Annotated in this window: 17 protein-coding genes and 2 riboswitches; of the genes, 7 read left to right on the forward strand and 10 right to left on the reverse strand. The window is 71.9% G+C overall.

The genetic code is table 11. The annotated features are described in order from the left end of the window. Positions 1 to 38: 38 nt before the first annotated feature. On the reverse strand, positions 39 to 2,642 hold the full coding sequence (gene nirB / locus ATL41_RS09215; RefSeq protein WP_098458207.1) for a nitrite reductase large subunit NirB: 2,604 nt from the start codon (positions 2,640 to 2,642) through the stop codon (positions 39 to 41). Between the two features lie 137 nt (positions 2,643 to 2,779). On the opposite strand from nirB, the gene ATL41_RS09220 reads away from it, so the two are divergent. Further along, on the forward strand, positions 2,780 to 2,950 hold the full coding sequence (locus ATL41_RS09220) for a heme biosynthesis protein HemY (RefSeq protein ID WP_098458208.1): 171 nt from the start codon (positions 2,780 to 2,782) through the stop codon (positions 2,948 to 2,950). Positions 2,951 to 3,116: 166 nt separating this feature from the next. On the opposite strand, the gene ATL41_RS09225 is transcribed toward ATL41_RS09220, so the two are convergent. Continuing rightward, positions 3,117 to 4,337 carry an O-succinylhomoserine sulfhydrylase gene (locus ATL41_RS09225; protein ID WP_098458209.1) on the reverse strand — a complete coding sequence of 407 codons (1,221 nt, stop codon included), beginning with the start codon at positions 4,335 to 4,337 and terminating at the stop codon, positions 3,117 to 3,119. Further along, positions 4,334 to 4,756 carry a rhodanese-like domain-containing protein gene (locus ATL41_RS09230; protein ID WP_098459028.1) on the reverse strand — a complete coding sequence of 141 codons (423 nt, stop codon included), beginning with the start codon at positions 4,754 to 4,756 and terminating at the stop codon, positions 4,334 to 4,336. Before ATL41_RS09230 ends, ATL41_RS09225 begins: the two co-directional genes overlap by 4 nt. Before the next feature lie 11 nt (positions 4,757 to 4,767). Continuing rightward, positions 4,768 to 4,858: riboswitch (SAM riboswitch) on the reverse strand. A 143-nt stretch (positions 4,859 to 5,001) separates the two neighbouring features. Continuing rightward, positions 5,002 to 5,115, forward strand: a riboswitch (SAM riboswitch). A 30-nt stretch (positions 5,116 to 5,145) separates the two neighbouring features. Here ATL41_RS09230 and ATL41_RS09235 point away from each other — a divergent pair. The 3 genes from ATL41_RS09235 to ATL41_RS09245 all read left to right on the forward strand — a co-directional run bounded on the left by ATL41_RS09235 (position 5,146) and on the right by ATL41_RS09245 (position 8,271). Next, positions 5,146 to 6,594: an aminotransferase class V-fold PLP-dependent enzyme gene (locus ATL41_RS09235; RefSeq protein ID WP_098458210.1), complete on the forward strand. Its 1,449-nt coding sequence runs from the start codon at positions 5,146 to 5,148 to the stop codon at positions 6,592 to 6,594. A 185-nt stretch (positions 6,595 to 6,779) separates the two neighbouring features. Continuing rightward, positions 6,780 to 7,562: a GNAT family N-acetyltransferase gene (locus tag ATL41_RS09240; protein WP_098458211.1), complete on the forward strand. Its 783-nt coding sequence runs from the start codon at positions 6,780 to 6,782 to the stop codon at positions 7,560 to 7,562. 76 nt (positions 7,563 to 7,638) lie between these two features. Then, entirely contained in the window at positions 7,639 to 8,271 is a 633-nt protein-coding gene (locus ATL41_RS09245; protein ID WP_098458212.1) for a GNAT family N-acetyltransferase, read from the forward strand. Between the two features lie 67 nt (positions 8,272 to 8,338). Here the strand turns inward: ATL41_RS09245 and ATL41_RS09250 are convergent, their stop codons facing one another. Genes ATL41_RS09250 through ATL41_RS09260 form a run of 3 tightly spaced genes read right to left on the reverse strand, consistent with a single transcriptional unit; the run spans position 8,339 to position 12,124 of the window. Continuing rightward, on the reverse strand, positions 8,339 to 9,412 hold the full coding sequence (locus tag ATL41_RS09250) for a MaoC/PaaZ C-terminal domain-containing protein (protein ID WP_098458213.1): 1,074 nt from the start codon (positions 9,410 to 9,412) through the stop codon (positions 8,339 to 8,341). Between the two features lies 1 nt (position 9,413). Then, complete coding sequence (locus tag ATL41_RS09255) at positions 9,414 to 10,781, reverse strand: 3-oxoacyl-ACP reductase (RefSeq protein WP_098458214.1); 1,368 nt, start codon at positions 10,779 to 10,781, stop codon at positions 9,414 to 9,416. Next, positions 10,781 to 12,124 carry an acetyl-CoA C-acetyltransferase gene (locus ATL41_RS09260; protein ID WP_098458215.1) on the reverse strand — a complete coding sequence of 448 codons (1,344 nt, stop codon included), beginning with the start codon at positions 12,122 to 12,124 and terminating at the stop codon, positions 10,781 to 10,783. The genes ATL41_RS09255 and ATL41_RS09260 overlap by 1 nt, the downstream gene beginning before the upstream one ends. Positions 12,125 to 12,248: 124 nt before the next feature. Here ATL41_RS09260 and ATL41_RS09265 point away from each other — a divergent pair, with 124 nt between their 5' ends. The 3 genes from ATL41_RS09265 to ATL41_RS09275 all read left to right on the forward strand — a co-directional run bounded on the left by ATL41_RS09265 (position 12,249) and on the right by ATL41_RS09275 (position 17,194). Then, complete coding sequence (locus ATL41_RS09265) at positions 12,249 to 12,950, forward strand: TetR/AcrR family transcriptional regulator (protein WP_098458216.1); 702 nt, start codon at positions 12,249 to 12,251, stop codon at positions 12,948 to 12,950. Between the two features lie 55 nt (positions 12,951 to 13,005). Further along, positions 13,006 to 15,069 carry an acyl-CoA dehydrogenase family protein gene (locus ATL41_RS09270; RefSeq protein WP_098458217.1) on the forward strand — a complete coding sequence of 688 codons (2,064 nt, stop codon included), beginning with the start codon at positions 13,006 to 13,008 and terminating at the stop codon, positions 15,067 to 15,069. A gap of 298 nt (positions 15,070 to 15,367) precedes the next feature. After that, positions 15,368 to 17,194 carry a hypothetical protein gene (locus ATL41_RS09275; protein ID WP_169924542.1) on the forward strand — a complete coding sequence of 609 codons (1,827 nt, stop codon included), beginning with the start codon at positions 15,368 to 15,370 and terminating at the stop codon, positions 17,192 to 17,194. A gap of 36 nt (positions 17,195 to 17,230) precedes the next feature. Here the strand turns inward: ATL41_RS09275 and ATL41_RS09280 are convergent, their stop codons facing one another. The 4 genes from ATL41_RS09280 to ATL41_RS09295 all read right to left on the reverse strand — a co-directional run bounded on the left by ATL41_RS09280 (position 17,231) and on the right by ATL41_RS09295 (position 20,728). Next, positions 17,231 to 17,641: a superinfection immunity protein gene (locus ATL41_RS09280; RefSeq protein ID WP_098458219.1), complete on the reverse strand. Its 411-nt coding sequence runs from the start codon at positions 17,639 to 17,641 to the stop codon at positions 17,231 to 17,233. Positions 17,642 to 17,677: 36 nt separating this feature from the next. Next, on the reverse strand, positions 17,678 to 18,958 hold the full coding sequence (locus ATL41_RS09285) for a heparan-alpha-glucosaminide N-acetyltransferase domain-containing protein (protein ID WP_143556601.1): 1,281 nt from the start codon (positions 18,956 to 18,958) through the stop codon (positions 17,678 to 17,680). Positions 18,959 to 19,028: 70 nt separating this feature from the next. Further along, positions 19,029 to 19,829: a bifunctional hydroxymethylpyrimidine kinase/phosphomethylpyrimidine kinase gene (gene thiD / locus ATL41_RS09290; RefSeq protein WP_098458221.1), complete on the reverse strand. Its 801-nt coding sequence runs from the start codon at positions 19,827 to 19,829 to the stop codon at positions 19,029 to 19,031. Positions 19,830 to 19,972: 143 nt separating this feature from the next. Then, positions 19,973 to 20,728, reverse strand: coding sequence for a DUF4190 domain-containing protein (locus ATL41_RS09295; RefSeq protein WP_098458222.1), 756 nt, complete (start codon positions 20,726 to 20,728; stop codon positions 19,973 to 19,975). Positions 20,729 to 21,171 lie beyond the last annotated feature (443 nt).

Consider the following 21,171-nt stretch of genomic DNA (forward strand, 5'->3'; position numbering starts at 1 on the left):
GCGCGGTCCCGGCTGCCGGCCGGGGCGGCGCGCGAGGGTCACGAGCGTACGGTGATCGTGCGGGCGATCACCGGGTTGTTGTCGGCCGGCTCGCCCGGGCGCGCAGGGCGGACCTGGCCGCGCTCGGGCGTGTACGCGAGGTCCGGGTCGTGCACGTCGGGCGCGTTGACGAACGACGTGAAGCGGGCGAGCTTCTCAGGATCCTCGAGCGTCGCCGCCCACTCGTCCGTGTACGACTCGACGTGCGCCGCGATCGCCGCCTCGAGCTCGCTCGCGATGCCGAGCGAGTCCTCGACGAGGACCTTGCGCAGCTCGGCCACGCCGCCCGGGTACTCGGCCACCCAGCCAGCGGTGCGCTGCAGGCGGTCCGCCGAACGGACGTAGAGCGACAGGAACCGGTCGACGACCGTGATGAGCTCGTCGTCGGACAGGTCCTCCGCGAGGAGGTCGGCGTGCCGTGGCGTGAACCCGCCGTTCCCGCCGACGTACAGGTTCCAGCCGCGCTCGGTCGCGATGATGCCGACGTCCTTGCCGCGCGCCTCGGCGCACTCACGGGCGCAGCCCGAGACACCGACCTTGAACTTGTGCGGGGTGCGCAGGCCGCGGTAGCGCAGCTCGAGCCGCACGCCCATGCCGACCGAGTCCTGCACGCCGAACCGGCACCACGAGCTGCCGACGCACGACTTCACCGCGCGCAGCGACTTGCCGTAGGCCTGCCCCGACTCGAAGCCCGCCTCGACGAGGCGCCGCCAGATCTCCGGGAGCTGGTCGATGCGCGCACCGAACATGCCGATACGCTGCGCGCCCGTGATGCGCGTGTACAGGCCGAAGTCGGCGGCGACCTGCCCGATGACGACGAGCTTCTCGGGCGTGATCTCGCCGCCGGGCACGCGCGGGATGACGGAGTAGGTGCCGTCCTTCTGCATGTTGGCGAGGACGTGGTCGTTCGTGTCCTGGAGGGACGCCTGGTCGCGCTCGAGCACGTGACCGATGCCGAGCGAGGAGAGGATCGAGGCGACGACGGGCTTGCAGATGACGCACCCGCGCCCACGCCCGTGCGCGGCGACGATCTGCGAGAAGGTCCGCAGACCCTCCGCCTGGACGAGCGCGAAGAGCTCCTGGCGGGACATCGCGAAGTGCTCGCACATCGCTCGCGACACCTCGACGCCGGACGCCTCGAGCTGCGTGTTGACGAGCTTCGTCAGGAGGGGCACGCACGAGCCGCAGACCGTGCCGGCCTTGGTGCACTTCTTGACCTCGGCGACGCTCGTGCACCCGTGGTCGGTCACGGCACCGCGAACCGTGCCCGCGGTGACGTTCGCGCACGAGCAGACGACGACGTCGTCGGGCACGTCGGCGCTCGGGGCGGCTGCGCCGCCCTCCGGGGCGAGGAACGCGCTCGGGTCCGCGCCGAGGGCGCGGCCGAGCATCGGCCGCAGCGACGGGTAGAGCGACGAGTCCCCGACGAACACCCCGCCGAGGAGGGTGCGTGCGTCGTCGGACACGACGAGCTTCTTGTACGTCTTGGCGACCGGGTCGGCGAACGTGACCTCGAGCGCGCCGGGGGTGAGCGCGAAGACGTCGCCGAACGACGCGGCCTCGACCGGGACGCCGTCGTGCGTGACGCCCTTGAGCTTCGTGCCGTCTGGCGCGGGCGTGTAGACCGCGTCGCCGCCGAGGAGCTGGTCGACGACGACGTCAGCCATCGCGTTGCCGGGAGCCACGAGGCCGGCGCACTCGCCGTCGTGCGACGCGACCTCGCCGATCGCCCAGATCGCCGGGTCGGACGTGCGGCACGTGGGGCCGACGACGACGCCGCCACGCTCGCCGATCGCGAGGCCGCACTCGCGGGCGAGCCGGTCGCGCGGGCGGATACCGGTCGAGAACACGACGACGTCGACGTCGAGCGTCGAGCCGTCGGAGAGGACCATGAGGCCGACCGGTCCGTCGGGTGCCGCGACGAGGCGGGTCGCGCCCGTCCCTGTGCGGACGGTGACGCCCATGTCCTCGATCAGGACGCGCAGCGCCTCGCCTCCGCCGTCGTCGAGCTGGACGCTCATGAGGCGGTCGGCGAACTCGACGACGGTCGCGGTGGCGCCGAGGTCCTGCAGGGCGGACGCGGCCTCGAGCCCGAGGACGCCACCGCCGACGACGGCGCCGCGCAGCGGCCGGTCGAGCGTGGTCGCGCGGTCAGTGACCCAGGCCCGAAGCCCGACGACGTCGTCCATCGTGCGGTAGCTGAAGACACCAGTGAGGTCGGTGCCCTCGGTACGGGGCGTCCAGGCCCAGGAGCCGGTCGCCAGGACGAGCGTGTCGTACTCGAACGTCTCGCCGGAGCGCGTCGTGACGGACTGGGCGTCCCGGTCGATCGACGCGACGGCGTCGCCCGTGCGCAGCGTGACGTGCGGGTCGTCCCAGACGCTCGGGGCCATCGCGAGCTGCTCGGGGGAGCGTCCGCCGAAGAACTCGGAGAGGTGGACACGGTCGTACGGCAGGTGCGCCTCGTCGCCGAGCACGGTCGCTGACCAGGTCGCCTCGCCGGGGGCGCGGGAGACGAGCTGCTCCACGAGCCGGTGGGCGACCATGCCCGCGCCGACGACGACGATGCGCCCGGGGGAGGCGGGGGCGTTCTGCTCGGACATGGCGGGCCTTCTGCTCGGCGGTCTCTCGTCGTCGTCAGTCTCGCCGTCGATCTGCGCGCAATGGTGGGACCTTTGGACGGGCGGCGCCGTGAAAATCACCCCTGGGCGGGCGGTCGTCCGCGGCGTACGGTGGTGCCATGAGCGACGAGACGGTGGTGCCTGAGCCTGAGCGCGCTGCGGCGCGCTTCGCGGAGCTGCCCGAGCGGATCGACCCGGACAGCTACGTCGAGGGTGTCGACGTGTCAGACGTGCCTGACCCCGAGTTCGGTCGCGACCCGAACAAGGAGTGGATGCTCAAGTACGTCTGAGGCCGCCGGCGTCCGCCGGTCGCCACGAGGCGCGTCGCGCGACGCAGGGCTGTCCGCGCGAGGTAGGGGCGTGCGCGCGACGTAGGGGCGTGCACGCGACGTAGGGCCGTGCAGACCCCTGTCTCGCGTGCGCGCCCCTACCTCGACGCCGCCGACGCCTGCCGCGTCACGCCTTGAGGGCCTGCTCGACGTCGTCGAGCAGGTCGAGCGGGTCCTCCAGCCCGATGCTCAGCCGCACCGTCGACTCCGCCATGCCGACCGCTGCGCGGCCCTCGGGGCCGAGCTTGCGGTGCGTCGTCGTCGCCGGGTGCGTGATGAGGCTCTTCGCGTCGCCGAGGTTGTTGGAGATGTCCACGACGCGCAGCGCGTCGAGGAAACGGAACGTACGCTCCTTGACCTGGTCCGGCGATGCCGAGCCCGGCACCTCGAGGTCGAACGTGACGACGGTGCCGCCGCCCGTCTGCTGGGCCCGTGCGAGCGCCACCTGCGGGTGCGAGTCGAGGAACGGGTAGTAGACCCGACCGATGCCCGGCAGGGACTCGAGCGCCGTCGCGACCTGGAGTGCGGCGTCGGACTGGGCGCGGACGCGCAGCGAGAGCGTCTCGAGGCCTTTGAGCAGCACCCACGCGTTGAACGGGGAGAGCGACGGGCCGGTGTGGCGGACCATCGTCTGCACGGGCCCGTCGATGTAGTCGGCGCTGCCGAGGATCGCGCCGCCGAGCACGCGGCCCTGCCCGTCGATGTGCTTCGTCGCGGAGTACACGACGACGTCGGCGCCCAGCTCGAGCGGTTTCTGCAGGACGGGCGTCGCGAAGACGTTGTCGACGACGACGGTCGCCCCCGCGCGGTGCGCGAGGTCGGCGACGGCGCGCACGTCGATGATGTCCTGCATCGGGTTCGACGGCGTCTCGAAGAAGACGACGTCCGCGGGCGTCGCGAGCGCCTCCTCCCACTGGGAGAGGACGTGCCCGTCGACGTAGTCGGTGTGCACGCCCCAGCGGGCGAAGATCTCGTCGAAGATCGTCAGGCTCGACCCGAAGAGCGCGCGGGCGGCGACGATCCGGGAGCCCTGTCCGACGATCGCGGCGAGCGCCGTGAAGACGGCGGACATGCCGGTCGCGGTCGCGTAGCAGCCCTCGGCGCCCTCGATGAGGCGCAGCCGCTGCTCGAAGGTGTGGACGGTCGGGTTGCCGTAGCGGGAGTAGATGAAGCGGTCGGCCTCACCCTTGAAGGCGGCCTCGCACTCGGCGGCGGAGCCGTACACGTATCCCTGCGTCAGGTAGATGGGCTCGCTCGTCTCGTGGAACCCGGAGCGCTCGATGCCGCCGCGGACCGAGACGGTCGCGGGACGCCAGGATGCGGGGACCTCACGGGGCCCCGCGGTCACCGGGCGGCCTCGTCGATCGTGGTGGTCGGGAGACCGGCGTTGCGCCAGCCGTCGATCGTGCGGGCGCCGGTCGCGTCCTGGGCGCCCTCGAAGCCCTGGAGGACGTTGCGGGCGTCGGCCCAGCCGGCGGCCGTCGCGGCCTGGGCGGCGGCGACCGAGCGGACACCGGAGCGGCACAGGAACAGGACGGTCGCGTCCTTCGCGACGCCTGCGGCCTCGAGCTGGGCGAGGAACTCGGTGTTGGGTCCCCAGGCGGTGTTCCACTCGACGAACCGCGCGGCCGTGCGGGCGGCGCTCGTGTCGGGGACGCCGATCGTGCGCCACTCGTCCTGCGTGCGGACGTCGACGAGGATCGCGTCGGGTGTCGTGGTGATCAGCTCCCACGCGGCCTCGGGGGTGACGTCTCCTGCGTAGCTCATGGCGTTCTCCGTTCGCATCGAACGTGGCGGTAGCACCCTCGTCCTGCTGGGGGGTTGCTGCGGCGTCGTCGTGCCACGTCACTCGGCCGCTCTGGATGGTGAGGGGATCGTACCCTCCCGGCAGGGGTGCTGCCGAGGCCGTTGCGAATGGCGAGATTCCGCGGTTCCCGAGCGCGGGTCTCAGAAACTGGCATCGCGTCTCAGATGTTGACGCGCCTCCAGGGGCGGTGGCACGATGTCCGCACGGTCATGAGTGCCAGCGCAAAACCCCGGTTTGCTGGCCGGCAACCCTCCTCTCGCGGCGGGGTGCCCCGGGTGACGACCAGGCTGCGGTCGACCGACCGCGGCAAGCGCGGGCGCACAGCGCCCAGTCTCTGAAGGGCCCTGCCATGTCGATCGCCAGCACCACCTGTCCTGAGAACCGCACCGACGTGACGGACGAGCCCGCGCTCCTGCCCGTCGTCGGCCGCGACACCCTCGTCCCGCTCGTCGACGGACGTAACGTCACCTACGCGAACCTCGACGTCGCCGCGTCCGCACCCGCCCTCGAGTCCGTCGCCGCGCGCGTCGCGCAGGCGCTCCCGCTCTACGCGAGCGTCCACCGCGGCGCCGGCTACCTGTCCCAGGTCTCGACCGCGCTCTACGAGGCGTCCCGCCGCACCATCGGCGCGTTCGTCGGGGCACGCGAGCACGACGTCACGATCATCACGCGCAACACGACCGACTCGCTCAACCTCCTCGCGGGCTGCGTGCCCGCGACGGTCGGGGAGGGGCGCGTGCTCGTCCTCGACGTCGAGCACCATGCGAACCTCCTGCCCTGGGCCGCCGCGCCCGGCGGCGCCGCGGTCCTCGCGGGAGCGTCGAGCGTCGCCGCGACGCTCGACGCGCTGCGCGCCGAGCTCGCCGCCCGCCCGTACGCGCTCGTCGCTGTCACGGGCGCGTCCAACGTGACGGGCGAGGCCCTGCCGGTCGCCGACGTCGTCACGCTCGCCCACGCCGCAGGGGCGCGCGTCGTGCTCGACGGCGCACAGCTCGTCCCGCACCGCGGCGTCGACATCGCCGCGCTCGACGTCGACTACGTCGGCTTCTCCGGTCACAAGACCTACGCGCCGTACGGCGCGGGCGCGCTCGTCGGCCGCCGCGACTGGCTCGACGCCGGCACGCCGCACCTCGCGGGCGGCGGCGCGGTCCGCGCCGTCACCCACTCCGAGCCCGACGTCCCGGCGGCCGGCGCCGCGTCGGCGACATGGGCGCTCGCGCCCGCCCGCCACGAGGCCGGCTCGCCCAACGTCATCGGCGCGGTCGCGCTCGCGGCCGCGTGCGAGGAGCTCGCCGCGCTCGACCCCGCCGCGCTGCACGCGCACGAGGCGCGCCTGCGCGCCCGGCTCGTCGAGGGGCTCTCCCAGATCCCGGGCGTCGAGGTGCTGCGCGCGTGGGACGACGCCGTCGACCCGGTGGGCGTCGTGACGTTCGTCGTCGAGGGGCACGACCCCGGCCTCGTCGCCGCCTACCTGTCGGCAGAGCACGGCATCGGCGTGCGTGACGGGAAGTTCTGCGCGCACCCGCTCCTCGCCCGCCTGGGCCACCGGTACGGCGCGGTGCGCGCGAGCGTCGGTGTGGGGACGACCGGCGAGCACGTCGAGCGGCTGGTCACGGCCCTCGCGAGCTATGTCCGCGAGGGCACCCGGGCCGACTACGCGGTGCAGGACGGGTGCTGGGTCGTCCGCGACGACCGGCGCCCCCTCCCGGACGTCTCCGGGCTGTCCGGTCTGGTCGCGACGGCGGCCGTCGCGAACGTCGCGCTCGCGGGCGGGTGCGGCGCTCCGTCCGAGGCGTGAACGCGGCGTCCGTCAAGGGTGTTTCCGGGGCGGTTCCCGGGCCGTCCGTCGAGGTGATGTGAGTCGCAAGGTTCCCGAGGTGAGGGGCGGAAAACCGCCACTCGCGAAGGGTGGTCGCCTGGCGTTCGCCCACAGGTCACACGGCAGGTGTTGGCGGTGTCCCTGACGCGTGTTTTCATTCTCGCGTGGAGCACGACATCACCCTCTCGGGGCACGGTTTTCGCCTCGAGCCGCTGACGCACAAGCACGTCGGCGACCTTGCTGCCATGGTCGATCCCGACCTGTGGGCAGGCATGGCCACACCTATGCCGGTGGGCGAGGTCGGGCTGATGAACTACATCGAGGACTCGCAGGCTCTCGAGGGCTGCTACGCGTTCGCGGTCGTCGACGAGGTGAGCAACGAGGTGCGTGGCTCGACGGCGCTCGTCGACCACCAGGGCGCCGCTCGTCGCGTCGAGATCGGCCGGACGTTCTACGACCGCGCCGTCTGGGGTCGCGTCGTCAACCCGGTCTGCAAGTTCCTCCTCCTCGAGCACTCCTTCGAGCGTCTCAGGGTGCACCGCGTCCAGCTCCGCGCCGACGCCCGCAACGTCCGCTCGCTCGCCGCGATCGAGCGGCTCGGCGCGACCCGCGAGGGCACGCTGCGCGGCTTCCGCGACGGCCAGGACGGGTCGCGCGTCGACTCGGTCGTCTTCTCGATCCTCGCCCCCGAGTGGCCCGTCGTACGCGAGGGCCTGCTCGCGCGGATCGACCCGCTGCGCGCGATCGCCGGTCTGGGCGGCCCCGACGCGACCGCGCTCCTCGACGCGAACGGCCCCACGCCGCTCGCCGCCGTCGGCGCGTCCGTCCCCGAGCTGGGCATGGCCGAGGAGCCGAGCCTGGAGCTGGCCGGTGACCAGCCGCCCCTCGGTGCACGTCGAGGGCGCGCGCCCCGCGGACGCCTCGCGCGCCGCCGTCGCCTGCGCTGACCGAGGCGAGGCCGGCCACGGACGGGCCGTGACAAATCTCGAGCCGCGACCGCGCCGCGCGACCTAGTGTGGGCGGATGGAAAAGCTCGTCCTGTCAGGTCACGGAGTCCGGCTCGAACCCCTCGAGAAGCGACACGCTCACGACCTGAGCGGCCTCGTCGACGCGGGGATGTGGCACGGCATGACCGTGCCGCTGCCTGACACTGCTGACGCGATGGTCGCCCACCTCGAACGGCTGGCGGCCGGCGGAGCCGTCGCGTTCGCCGTCGTCGACGCGACCGCGGGAACGGTCGCGGGCGTGACGGCGTTCTACGACGTCGCGCACGACGTCAGGCGCGTCGAGATCGGGCACACGTTCTACGGCCGTCGCTGGTGGGGGACGCACGTGAACCCGGCCGCGAAGCTGCTCCTGCTCTCGCAGGCGTTCGACGTGTGGGGGATGGAGCGCGTCGCGCTCCGGGCCGACGTCCGCAACACCCGCTCGCTCGCCGCGATCCGACGCCTCGGCGCGCAGCCTGAGGGCGTGCTGCGGAGCCACCGGGTGGCCTTCGACGGCACGCGCTCGGACACGGCGTACTTCTCGATCCTGCGTTCGGAGTGGCCGGCGGCCCGCGCCGGTCTCACGGCCCGGCTCGCTGAGCTGGACGCACCGACCGCGCCCACGGTGCCGGTGCGCTACGTGCCGCAGGGCGAGGCCGCGGCGCGCTGACGACACGACAGAAGGGGTGCTGGACCATCGAGGTCCGGCACCCCTTCGGAGCCGTGCGCTGGGCCCGTCAGATCCTGGTGACCGTCCCGGTCAGGTGGGTCTTGCCGCTGCGCGGGCTGCGCGCCGCGTACTCGAAGGAGCCGGACTGCGGCTCGGTGATCTCGACGGACACCGTGCCGGGCAGCAGGACGGGCTTGGCGAACTCGACCGTCCAGTCGTAGGTGTCGCCGCGGCGCGGCCCGACGTCGGACAGCGCCCGCGCGGCCGTGTACATGCCGTGCGCGATCGCCCGCGGGAACCCGAAGGCCTTCGCCGAGAGCGCCGACATGTGGATCGGGTTCCGGTCGCCTGACACGGCGCCGTACTCCCGACCGACGCCAGCAGGCAGCTTCCACACGACCGACCCGACGGGCGCGCCGCTGTCCCGCCCTGCTCCGTGGCTGCCCGTCCCGCCGCCGTCACGCTCCGCCCCTTCGTCGACGTAGGGGTCTGCACTCGAGGTAGGGCCCTGGGAGGCCCTGTCTCGCGTCGAAGCCCCTACCTCGGCGTCAGGAGAGCCGTCGGCGCGGTCGGTACGGTCGGCGCCGCCCGGCGCCCGACCGCCCGCGTGCTTCGCGAGGTACGTCGACACGCCGCGCCACGCGACCTCGCCGTCGACCGAGACCTCCGCGACGACGTCGAGCTGACTGCCGCGACGGTGCGGACGCAGGTCCTGTGTCCACGCCGTCACCTCGAGCTCGTCACCGACCGTGACAGGGCGCAGGAGCGACGCCGAGTTGGCGACGTGCACCATGCCGAGCAGCGGCAGCGGGAAGTCGTCGCGGACCATGACCGCCGTCGCGACCGGGAACGCGAGCACGTGCAGGTACCCCGACGGCAGGGCGTCGGCTCCGGGCTCGCGCAGCAGGTGCTGGTACGTCGTCAGGTGGTCGACGTCGACGCGGAGCCCGTTCGCGCGGTACGCGACGGGCGGGAGGGCCGGGGGTCCGCCGCCCCCGCGGCGGACCCCCGGCAGCCTCGTGCGCGCCGAGCCGGCGGCGCCGCGCAGGTACAGCCCGCCGAGCCCGGGCACGTCGGCGAGGGCCTGCACCCTCGTGCCGGACGGCGGGCCCGCGATCGTCCGGGACCGTGGCGCGGTCATGTCAGGCCCCCACCAGGTTCTGCCCGCAGACGCGCAGCACCTGGCCGTTGACGGCCCCGCCTGCGGGCGACGCGAGGAACGCGATCGCCTCGGCGACGTCGGACGGGTCACCGCCCTGCTGCAACGAGTTGAGGCGCTTGGCGACCTCGCGCGTCGCGAACGGGATCCGCGCCGTCATCTCCGTGACGATGAAGCCCGGCGCGACCGCGTTGACGGTCCCGGTGCCGCCGCTGGCCGCCGCGAGGAGCGGCGCGGTCGCACGCACCATGCCGATGACGCCAGCCTTCGACGCGCCGTAGTTCGTCTGCCCGCGGTTGCCCGCGATGCCCGACGTCGACGCGAGCGACACGATGCGCGGCGCGTCGCGGAAGTGCTCGGACGCGAGCAGCTGCTCGTTGATCCGGAGCTGCGCGGCGAGGTTGACCGCGAGCACCGACTCCCACGTCTCGGGCTTCATGTTCGCGAGCAGCTTGTCGCGCGTGATGCCCGCGTTGTGCACGACGACGTGCAGCCCGCCGTGCCGCGCGATCGCGTGCTCGATGATGCGGCTGCCCGCGTCGGGCGCGGTGATGTCGAGCTGGAGCGCGGTGCCGCGCACCTCGTTCGCGACCTTGGCGAGGTGCTCGCCCGCGGCCGGCACGTCGACGAGGACGAGCGCCGCGCCGTCGCGCGCGAGGGTGCGCGCGATCGCGGCACCGATGCCGCGGGCGGCGCCCGTGACGACGGCGACGCGGCCGGCGAGCGGCCGCTCCTCGTCGGAGGTGGTGACGTCGGCGAGGACGGGCGCGTCGCCGATCGTGAGGAGCTGGCCGTCGACGAACGACGACCGCGCGGACAGGAAGAAGCGCAGCGCGGCAAGGACGCCGTCGTCGGCCGGAGTCGTGGACTCGTGCGCGAGCACGAGGCCGTTGGCCGTCGCGCCGCCGCGCATCTCCTTGCCGAGCGACCGCACGAAACCGTCGACGGCCTGGCGGGCCGCTGCCGCGGTGGGCGTCGTCGCGCCCGACGCGGCGCGCGAGATCGTCACGACACGGCCGCCACGGGCCATCTGCTTGAGCGCGGGGGAGAGCGGCAGGACGTGCTCGCCGAGCTGGCTCGCGTCGTCGACCTCCGAGAGCACGACGACGACGGCGCCCCAGCGGGCGGTGCCCGTCGAGGGGGAGCGGTGCACCTCGAGGTCCCAGCCGAGCAGTGCGGACGCGACGGCGTCGGTCTGGTCGGTGTCCGGGCCGAGCACGAGCACGGGACCAGGCACGAGCGCCGCGCCCGGCTTGTACCGGCGCAGCGGCGCAGGCTGCGGCAGGCCGAGCTTCTTGGCGACGGTCCCGCCGAAGCCGCCGTTGACGAGGTCGATGTACTTGTCGCTCATCAGTTGCCTCCCTCGGCGGGGACGGACTCGAGGATCGCGGCGACGCCGAGGCCGCCGGCCGCGCACACCGTGATGAGCGCGCGGGCGGGCGTGCCGTGCTCGCGCTGGTGCTCGGCGAGCTGCTTGGCGGTCTGGGCGACGATCCGGCCGCCGGTCGCGGCGAACGGGTGGCCCGCGGCGAGCGAGGAGCCGTTGACGTTGATCCGGTCAGGGTCGATCGTGCCGAGCGCGCCGTCGAGGCCGAGCTCGGTGCGGCAGTACTCGTCGTCGGCCCAGGCGGCCTGCGTCGTCAGCAGGACGGACGCGAACGCCTCGTGGATCTCCACGTAGTCGAAGTCCTCCAGGCGCAGCCCGTTGCGCTTGAGCAGGCGCGCCGCGGCGTGGACCGGAGCCATGAGCAGGCCCTCGTGGCCGTGCACGAAGTCGACCGCTGCGGTCTCGGCGTCGACGAAGCGCGCGAGCAGCGGGAGGTTGCGCTCCTGCGCCCACTCGCGCGACCCGAGCAGGACGGCGGACGCGCCGTCGGACAGCGGCGTCGAGTTGCCCGCGGTCATCGTCGCGGGGGTGGGTAGGCGCTTGCCGAAGACGGGCGAGAGCTTCGCGAGCTTCTCGGCGGACGTCTCGGGACGCAGGATCTGGTCCCGCACGAGCCCGCGGTACGGGGTGACGAGGTCGTCCTGGAAGCCGCGCTCGTACGAGGCGGCGAGGTTGTGGTGCGAGCGCAGGGCGACCTCGTCCTGGGCCTCGCGGGTGACTCCCCAGCGGGCGGTCGTGATCGCCTGGTGCTCACCCATCGACAGGCCCGTGCGCGGCTCGTCGGTCCGCGGTGCGTCGGGCGCGAGATCCTTGGGGCGGACCTTGAGGAACGCCTTGACGCGGGTCGCGGTGTCCTTGGCGTTCGCGGCCGTCAGCAGGGCGCGGCGCAGGCCCTTGCTCACGGCGATCGGCGCGTCGGACGTCGAGTCGACGCCGCACGCGATGCCCGACTCGGCCTGGCCGAGACGGATCTTGTTGCCGAGGGTGACGACGGCCTCGAGGCCGGTCGCGCACGCCTGCTGGAGGTCGAACGCGGGGGTGCGCGGGTCGAGCGTCGTGCCGAGCACGCACTCACGGACGAGGTTGAAGTCGGCCGAGTGCTTGAGCACCGCGCCACCCACGACCTCGCCGATACGCTCGGACTGCAGGCCGTGGCGGGCGATCAGCCCGTCGAGCGCGGCGGTCAGCATGTCCTGGTTGCTGGCCCGCGCATAGGCGCCGCCGACCTTGCCGAAGGGGATACGGTTGCCGCCGAGGACGTAGGCGTCGCGGACGCCGTCTGCCGTGGGGGTGGTGGACTGGGACATCGGTTCCCTCTCGCTCCGTTGCTGGGAATGTTCCTCGAACCCACAGTACCTGATACTGTGGGTTTCGTGAGCCGGGTCACCCCGTGAGGTACCCGACACCAGGCATCGAACAGGCAAGGAAGCCATGCGAGCGAACGACGTCGTCGAACAGACGGACGCGGCCGACGGCCGCTCCACCCGGTGGGAAGGCCACCGGGTAGCGCGCCGCACCGAGCTCACCCACGCCGCACGCCGCGCCGTGCACCGCCGCGGCCCCGACCTCTCCATGGACGAGATCGCCGGCGAGCTCGGCACCTCCAAGTCCATCCTCTACCGCTACTTCGGCGACAAGGTAGGCCTGCAGAACGCCGTCGGCGAAGCCGTCGTCGAGGCGATCCGCGCGACTCTCGCCCAGGCGTCCGAGCACCAACCCACGCCCCGCGCCTCGCTCGAGGCCATGGTGCGCGCCTACCTGCAGATGATCGAGCACTCGCCGAGCGTCTACTACTTCGTCACCCGCAACGCCTCCGTCGCCAACTCCGTCGTCAAGCACTCCGGCGACGCACCCCTCACCGCGCAGCAGGCGCCGCTGAGCGACTTCATGCACTCCGTCGTCGCCCTCGTCGCCCGCCCCTTCGCCGAAGAGGTCGGCAGCTACGACACCGCCCAGGTCGACGCCTGGGCCGCCGGAGCCGTCGGCTTCGTCACGGGCACCGGCGAGTGGTGGCTCTCGCGCCGCCACGAGCCCGGCACGCCCGACGCCGCGCACGTCGCCGCACAGATCACCGCATGGCTCTGGGTCGGCCCCGGCAGCGGCATGGTCCCGCAGTCCAGCACGACCCCCTGAGCTACCGGGGCACGAGCCCCGCACCCGAAAGACCCGTGGAGACAAAGGAGTCCCGATGACCACCACCGTTGCACCCTCGGCCAAGGACGCTGACGTGGAGGCGCGCGTCGACGTCGCGAGCCTCACGCACCAGCTTCTCGGCCGGTGGGGGGACCTGCGCCTGTTCGCCCGGGCCATCGTGGGCGACCCGCGCTTCCAGAAGATCGAGGGCATGTCCGTCGAGGAGCACCGCGAGCGCGTCCTGAACCAGCTCAAGCTGCTCGTCACCGAGGCGAAGGTGCTGCGCGCCTTCCCTGAGCGCCTCGGCGGCGCCGACGACGCCGGCGGCTCGCTCGCCGGCTTCGAGGAGCTCGTCGCGGGGGACCCGTCGATGCAGATCAAGTCGGGCGTGCAGTGGGGCCTGTTCGCGTCGGCGATCCTGCACCTCGGCACCCCCGAGCAGCACGACCGCCTCTTGCCGGGAGCCATGACGCTCGACGTGCCGGGTGCGTTCGCGATGACCGAGATCGGTCACGGGTCTGACGTCGCGTCCGTCGCCACGACCGCGACGTACGACGAGGAGACGCAGGAGTTCGTCATCCACACGCCGTTCAAGGCGGCGTGGAAGGAGTACCTCGGCAACGCGGGCAAGCACGGCGTCGCCGCGGTCGTCTTCGCCCAGCTCATCACCAAGGGCGTCAACCACGGCGTGCACGCCTTCTACACGCCGATCCGTGAGAAGAACCCGGACGGGACCGCGGGGGCGTTCCTGCCGGGCATCGGTGGGGAGGACGACGGCGTCAAGGGCGGCCTCAACGGCATCGACAACGGCCGACTCCACTTCACCAACGTGCGCGTGCCGCGCGAGAACCTTCTCGCCCGGTACGGCTCGGTCGCGCCCGACGGGACGTACTCGTCGCCGATCGAGAGCTCGGGCCGCCGCTTCTTCACGATGCTCGGCTCGCTCGTCCAGGGACGCGTGTCCCTCGACGGCGCGGCCGTCAACGCGCAGAAGATCGGCCTCGCGATCGCCGTCCGCTATGGCAACGAGCGGCGGCAGTTCCCGGGAGCGAACGGCGAGGAGACGGTGCTCCTCGACTACGGGCGGCACCAGCGCCGCCTCATCCCGCTGATCGCGCGCACGTACGCGGCACACTTCGCGCACGACCGCCTGCTCGACCTGTTCCACGCCGTCTTCTCGGGCGAGATGGACACCCCGGAGTCGCGTGAGGACCTCGAGACGATGGCGGCCGCGCTCAAGGCTTCGTCGACCTGGACGGCGCTCAGCACCCTGCAGGAGTGCCGCGAGGCGTGCGGTGGCGCCGGCTTCATCGCGGAGAACCGCCTCACGGGCCTGCGCGCGGACCTCGACATCTACGTGACGTTCGAGGGCGACAACACGGTGCTCATGCAGCTCGTCGGCAAGCGCCTGCTGACCGACTACGCGAACGAGTTCAAGAACATCGACGCTGGCGGCATGGCCCGCCTCGTCGTCGAGCGCGCCGCGGACACGGTCCTGTACGGCACGCCCGTCGCCCGCGCCCTCCAGACGATCACCGACCAGGGCCAGCGGCGCCGCGCCGTCGGGCACCTGCGCGGCGAGGAGGCGCAGCGCTCGCTGCTCGCGGACCGCGTCGAGACGATGGTCGAGCACGTCGCCGGGCGCCTGCGCCCCGCGTCGAAGCTGCCCGCCGCCGAGGCGGCCGCGCTGTTCAACCAGAACCAGCACGAGCTCATCGAGATGGCGAAGGCCCACGCGGAGCTCGTCCAGTGGGAGGCGTTCACCAAGGCGCTGCTCGACGTCGAGGACGAGGGCACGCGTCGCGTCCTCACCTGGGTGCGCGACCTGTACGGCCTCACGGTGATCGAGAGCAACCTCGCCTGGTACCTCATGAACGGGCGCCTTACCGGGCAGCGCGCCCGCACGGTGTCGAGCTACATCGACCGGCTCGTGCTGCGCCTGCGCCCGCACGCGCAGGACCTCGTCGACGCGTTCGGCTACGGTCCGGAGCACCTGCGCGCCTCGATCGCGACGGGTGCGGAGAAGGAGCGTCAGGACGAGGCGCGCGCCTACTACCGCGCGCTGCGCGCCGCGGGCGACGAGCCCGTCAAGGAGAAGCACCTCACCAAGAAGCGCTGACACAGCGCTAGACGGCGCAGCGCCCCACCCCGCACGGTCTCGTGCGGGGTGGGGCGCTGCGTCGTCGAGGGTGAGGTGCCCGGGCTAGGTGAGGGCGATGGGTTTTCCCCCCTCCCAACCTGACAGGGTGTCGCTACGTTGAGCGCACGCACCCAGTCGGTCCGCTCGGCCGGACGGCGCCCGATCGTCAGGAGCAGTCATGCGAACAGGACGAACCTCCGTGGCCGCCGTAGCGGCGACCGCCCTCGTGGTGTCTCTCCTCGCCGGAACCCCGGCCGCCGCCGATCAGGTGTCGGCTGTGACCACCCAGGTGTTCCGTTCGATCGGGGAACGCATCGCGTTCAACGGCGCCCTCTACTTCGTCGCCGACGACGGGACGCGTGGCACCGAGCTGTGGCGCACCGACGGGAGCGCCGATGGAGCGACCCTCGTCAAAGACTTCGCCGTCGGAGGGGCCGCAAGCGGCTCCACCCCGCGCTTCCTCACGGTGGCAGGCAACCGCCTCTACTTCTCGACGAACGACGGCGTCGACGCTGAGGGTGTCGCTGCTGGCCTCTGGTACATCGAGGGGGCGGGCGCCCCCGTCCCTCTCCGGGACGGCGACGGCCGCCGCGCGCGCGTGCACGGACTCACCGCTGTCGGGAACCGGCTCTTCGCCACCTGGTCAAGCGCCGTCAGGACCGTAGACCCCGGAACCGCCGTGCTGCGGGAGCTGCCCGACGACGTTCGCGGCAACGTCGAGACCGGCATCGCGTTCGGCGGGCACCTCTATCTCAACCTGAGCATCGTCGGAGGCGCCACCCCCAACGAGCTGTGGCGCACCGATGGGACGCGGACGCAGCTCGTGAAGAACATCGCTCCCGACGTGGGGCGCGAGAACCGGTCGAACCCCGAGTTCCTCGCGACGACCGACCGCGGGATCTTCTTCCTCGCTGACGACTCGGTGACCGGCAAGGAGCTCTGGTACTCCGACGGCACGACTGACGGCACGCGCTTCGTCTTCGACCATCAGCCAGCGCGGGGCACGTACGTCCCTCCGGGCGGAGCGGTCACGGTCGGGCGGACGCTCTTCTACACGCCTGACGACGCCGTCACCGGCGTCGAGCTGTGGCGCAGCGACGGGACGCCTGCGGGGACCCGGGTGGTCAAGGACATCGTGCCCGGGGTGACGCACGGCGTGCAGAGCAACCGGGTGCACCTGACCGCGCTCGGTTCGCGGGTCGCGATGTTCAGCGGCGCCGAGCTGTGGATCTCCGACGGGACCGCTGGCGGCACCAGGCTGGTGACCCGCCTGCCCGGGGTGCTCGACAGCGTGCCGGTCGTCGTCGGCAGCAAGATCTACTTCACCGCCTGGAGCTCGCGCGGGTACGTGCTGTGGCGCAGCGACGGCACTGCCGGAGGAACGTTCGCCCTGTCGAGCGGAGGATTCGATAGCGTCACATCAGGTCAGAGCTCCGCGCGGGGAGCGACCGTGCTCGGAAGCCGCGTGGTGTTTCCCGCGACCTTCTACCAGGCGCCCGGAACGCGCTTCGCACCGTACGACGTGCGGCTCTATACGGTCGACACGACCCGGCCCGACGTCGTGCGGCGGGCGACGACGCGGCCGACCGTGTCGGGCAAGCTCGCCCGCTACGGGACGCTCGCCGTCTCGTCAGGGAACTGGGCACCCGCCGCGCCCGAGATCACCTACCAGTGGTACGTCAGCGGGAAGCCCGTCGCTGGCGCCACAAGGCCGTCGTTCTACCTGCTGCCGAAGTACGAGGGCAAGACGATCCACGCGGTCGTCACCGCGGCCGGCCCCGGCGCACGGCCTGCCTCGGTGAAGACCGCACCGAAGGTGCTCAAGGGGAAGCTCACCGTCACGAGGAAGCCCGCGATCAAGGGGAAGGCACGCGTCGGCAGGACGCTCAAGATCGTCAAGCCCAAGGTCGACGCCAAGGGCACCAAGCAGACCTACCAGTGGTATGCGGGCAGCAAGAAGATCCCCAAGGCGACGAAGGCGAAGTACAAGGTGGCCGCGAAGTACCGCGGCAAGAAGATCTCCGTGCGGGTCAAGGTCACCAAGAAGAACTACCGCACCGTGATCCTTCGGTCGCCAGCGACCGTCAAGGTCGCCAGGCGCTAGCGCAGGGAACGCACCAAGGCCAGGCTCAGACGACCGTCACGGAGCTCGCTGGCCGGTCCAACGCACGCCGTCCCAGAACTCCTGCCCGCCCTGCGGGCTCGGGTACCAGCCTGGAGGTGTCGAAGCGAAGGGCGCCCCGGCGCCGCCGATGACGGCGTGCGACTGGCACGCCATGACGAGTGCCACGACCCATCCGATGAAGGTCCACCCGAGGAGGACGTTGATCAGCGCGATCATGCCGTGGTTGGAGCGCCCGCGGGTCGCGGCGATCGCCCAGGGCAGCATGTAGAACCCGCTCAGCACAGCGAGGACCCAGGCGATGACCACGACGGCTGGGTCGACCACGCGGCGGTCGGTCACGTATGCGGGCGCGCTACCCCACGTCGTCCCGTAGGCGTGGGCGTAGGGCTGCGGCGGGTACGGCCCCGACGAGTACGGGTCGGACATGGGAATCAGCCATCCTCGGTCGGCGTCGGTGATCGATCAGCTCACGGTAGCGCGGGCGAACCATCGTGCGGTTCGCGCGACGAGACGCTCGAGGGGACCACGCCCGATGGTTGCGACCCACACGGTCGCGAAGACCATGAGGAGGATGCTCTGCTCGGCCCACTGGATCGGTCCCGGCGCTACGGAGTCGCCCAGGACTGCGAGCGTGACGATGTGCAGCGAGTACGCCGTCAGCGGCATGCTGCCGAGCGCGGCCAGCGGGATCAGCAGCACCCGCAGGAACCGCGCGAGGAGCAGGCACAGCGCGAGGACCATCAGCGCGATGCCGCCCGAGCCGACGACCTCGGAGACCCCGCCTGAGTGCGGGTAGTCCGCGAGCACCGACGAACGGATCGAGTCGAGGACCGAGGGCTCGTCAGGGTTGTCGATGATCGGCTCGTCGTCGGGCGCGTCCGTGGCGTTGTAGCACGAGACGTAGCTGCCGGGCCCTGGGTAGCGCTCGCACGTCATCCCGATGAGGTCGACGTCCTCGCCCGGGAGCGTCTCCGGCCCGGCAACCTTGTCGGAACCAGCGGGAGCCGTATCGGTTGACGAGGTTGAGGTAACGGACGCGGACCCCGTCGAGGATGAGGGTGACGCGGCGACCGGCTCGTCGAGCTGCGTGCCGAGCATGCCGCCGATCGCGCCGGTGATCGCGAGAGCGAGCCCGATCGCAAGCAGCCGTGCGGCGATCCCGAGCGAACGGAGCTGCGATCGGCCGACTGCCATCCCCGCGAACATCAGGGCGAGCCACACCGGCACGGAGTACGTGGAGAAGAACGTGAAGGTCGCTCCGATACCGCCGTAGCGGTTGGTCGCAGCGAGCGTCGCGGCGACGACCGGGCCGAGCACGCCGAGAAGCCCCGAGGCGACGAGGAGCCGCCGCCTCGACCAGCCCACGAACGGCGCGACGGCGACGAACAGCGCGCCGTACACGCACAGGATGATCGCGACGGGAGTGCCGAGCGACTCGAGCACCAACCCGATGACGAAGACCGCGAGGCCTCTCCCGACGAGCGTGAGTCGCGTCCGGCGCACCGCGTCGTCGTCGGACGGGTCGAGCTTGCGCGTCATGAGCGCGACCGACACGCCCGCGACGAGCGCGAAGAGCAGGGACGACCGCCCGTTCGCGAGCCCTGCCCACGTCGAGGGGTCGCTCCACTCCAGATCGGGCACCCCGCCGACGTGCGCGGCGATCATGCCGACGACGGCGACCGCGCGCGCGACGTCGACCCCCATCACGCGTGGTGGGCGCCCGAAGTCCTTCAGCCCACGCACGCCCAGCTTCCCCCTGCGCCCCCACGGCCTCCCGAGCCGGCGCTGCGGCGCCAGCTCGGGAGCGTGCGGGTCATCCTGCGTAAGCACCCTGCCAAGCAGACGTGAAGGGCGCGTTGGACGGCAGGCGTGCCTCGACCGCAGCGGTCACGAAGTCCTTGGCGACGGCGACGGCGTCACGCACCGACGCGCCCTTCGCGAGCTCCGCGGTGATTGCCGCTGCGAACGTGCAGCCGGCGCCGGAGACGCGCTCCTCGCCGATCTTCGGACGGGAGAACACCTCGACGCCGTCGTCGGAGACGAGCACGTCGACGGCGTCCGGACCGGGAAGCTCGACGCCGCCCTTCGCGACGACGAATGGAACACCCAGCTCGTGGATGCGCTTCGCGGCGGCGACCAGCTCGTCGACCGTCGTGATGTCGTCGACGCCCGCGAGCGTCTTCGTCTCGAAGAGGTTCGGCGTGACGACCGTCGCGAGGGGGAGGACCTTCTCGCGCAGAGCCGTGTCCGTGTCGAGCGCGGCGCCCGGCTCCTGGCCCTTGCAGATGAGCACCGGGTCGAGCACGACGTGCTTGAACGAACGGGCGGAGACCTCGCGGGCGACCGTCTCGATCGTCACGGGCGTGCCGAGCATGCCGATCTTGACCACGTCGATGTCGTGGACCGCCGTCGCGGCCTCGATCTGGTCAGCGATGACGGGCGCGTCGACCGGCACGAAGCGGTGCCCCCAGTCGTTCTTCGGGTCGAACGACACGATGCACGTCAGCGCCCCCGAACCGTGCACTCCCAGCTGCTGGAACGTCTTGAGATCAGCCTGGATGCCGGCGCCGCCGGAAGCCTCAGACCCTGCCACGACTAGTGCGAAATCAACCATGGGCACCATTGTGGCCCCTGCGCGGTGGAGGCCTGGCAATGGTCCGTACGGCGGGCGCTCAACCTGATTCCCTGTGCGTCCGGGGGGACGACGACGGCCCCCTTCCTGGCGGGAAGGGGGCCGTAGATCTGTGCGTCAGTCCGTTACTTCACCGCGACGAAGGTGTCGTCAGAAAACATGCCGGGGGAGACTGCGAGAACGCCCTGCTCCCAGCCGTCTGCGGGCACCTCGAGGATCCGGTCCCCGGCAGTGGAACCGCCCGCATAGAGGGTCGTCATGGAGTCGAAGCTGTCCTCCGCGACGAACAAGGTCGACGCGTCGAGACTGTCGACGGTCGTACCGTCGGCGGTCACGAAGTTCACCGTGGCCCACGGGGTCGAGCCCTGCGGATCGTCGCCGTCGTAGGTAGCGGTCAGGTTGACGAGAAGGAGGACCGATCCCTCGGCCGCCTTGGAGCCGAACGAGTCCTCCTCGACCTTCGCGACCGAGTTGATCGTCACCGTCCAGTCGTCACCAGTGACGGCAGACCCGAGCGGTGCGGGATTGTCGCGTGTCGAGCCGAGCCCGGCGTCCGCTGAGTCCCGTGAGCCGCCGGGGGCTACGACGGTCGTCCCGGTCGCGTCGTCGACGGCGTCCTTGAACACGCTGGCGAAGGCGACGTTGATGACGATGCCGATGACGACGGCGAGCGCGCCCAGGATCACGCCCGCCAGGGCGAGCCCTTTACCGGTGCCTGTGTTCTTGGCCTTGGTGAGGCCCACGATCGCCAGCACGACGCCGACGAGGCCCATGATGATCCCGCCGATGTTGAGCACCGGGACGAAAGAGCCGAGGAAGCCCAGCAGCCCGAGGACGAATCCCGCGACAGCGAGGCCGTTGCCCGGCTTCTTCGGTGCCATGGTCGGGGCCCCGTACGGCGCCATCGGCGGCGCGCCGTACGGCGCAGCTTGCGGGGTGCCATACGGCGCAGCTTGCGGGGCGCCGTAGGGCATGCCTGGAGGCTGCGTCTGCTGGGGGCTCTCGGGAGGGACCGGCTGTCCGCCGTACGGGGAGCCGGGCGGGGGCACAGGCGGTGGGGCTTGACCTTCGGCGGGGCCCTCAGGGTTGCTGTTCATCGAATACTCCAACTGTTGTGGACCGGCACGCCCCAGATTGCCGAGGGGGCGGTCTTCGCCCCGTCAGACTGGATCTGCATGCGGCGAGGGGGCGCGGCTGCTGTCGGTGCGCACTGCCGCGAAGATGCCGCATGGCCCACCTGGGCTTGACAGTAGCGGTGGCGGGCTGGCGCGGGCCAGGGCCAGGAACGTCCTCCCCGCGCGCACCGCAGCCCCAGTTCGTCTGG

The sequence above is a fragment of the Flavimobilis soli genome (assembly GCF_002564025.1).
GTDB lineage: Bacteria > Actinomycetota > Actinomycetes > Actinomycetales > Cellulomonadaceae > Flavimobilis > Flavimobilis soli.

Coding starts and splice junctions, on each gene's coding strand:
- nirB (WP_098458207.1), bottom strand. CDS start 2,642: ATGTCCGAGCAGAACGCCCCCGCCTCCCCCGGGCGCATCGTCGTCGTC.
- ATL41_RS09220 (WP_098458208.1), top strand. CDS start 2,780: ATGAGCGACGAGACGGTGGTGCCTGAGCCTGAGCGCGCTGCGGCGCGC.
- ATL41_RS09230 (WP_098459028.1), bottom strand. CDS start 4,756: ATGAGCTACGCAGGAGACGTCACCCCCGAGGCCGCGTGGGAGCTGATC.
- ATL41_RS09235 (WP_098458210.1), top strand. CDS start 5,146: ATGTCGATCGCCAGCACCACCTGTCCTGAGAACCGCACCGACGTGACG.
- ATL41_RS09245 (WP_098458212.1), top strand. CDS start 7,639: ATGGAAAAGCTCGTCCTGTCAGGTCACGGAGTCCGGCTCGAACCCCTC.
- ATL41_RS09250 (WP_098458213.1), bottom strand. CDS start 9,412: ATGACCGCGCCACGGTCCCGGACGATCGCGGGCCCGCCGTCCGGCACG.
- ATL41_RS09255 (WP_098458214.1), bottom strand. CDS start 10,781: ATGAGCGACAAGTACATCGACCTCGTCAACGGCGGCTTCGGCGGGACC.
- ATL41_RS09260 (WP_098458215.1), bottom strand. CDS start 12,124: ATGTCCCAGTCCACCACCCCCACGGCAGACGGCGTCCGCGACGCCTAC.
- ATL41_RS09265 (WP_098458216.1), top strand. CDS start 12,249: ATGCGAGCGAACGACGTCGTCGAACAGACGGACGCGGCCGACGGCCGC.
- ATL41_RS09270 (WP_098458217.1), top strand. CDS start 13,006: ATGACCACCACCGTTGCACCCTCGGCCAAGGACGCTGACGTGGAGGCG.
- ATL41_RS09280 (WP_098458219.1), bottom strand. CDS start 17,641: ATGTCCGACCCGTACTCGTCGGGGCCGTACCCGCCGCAGCCCTACGCC.
- thiD (WP_098458221.1), bottom strand. CDS start 19,829: ATGGTTGATTTCGCACTAGTCGTGGCAGGGTCTGAGGCTTCCGGCGGC.
- ATL41_RS09295 (WP_098458222.1), bottom strand. CDS start 20,728: ATGGCACCGAAGAAGCCGGGCAACGGCCTCGCTGTCGCGGGATTCGTC.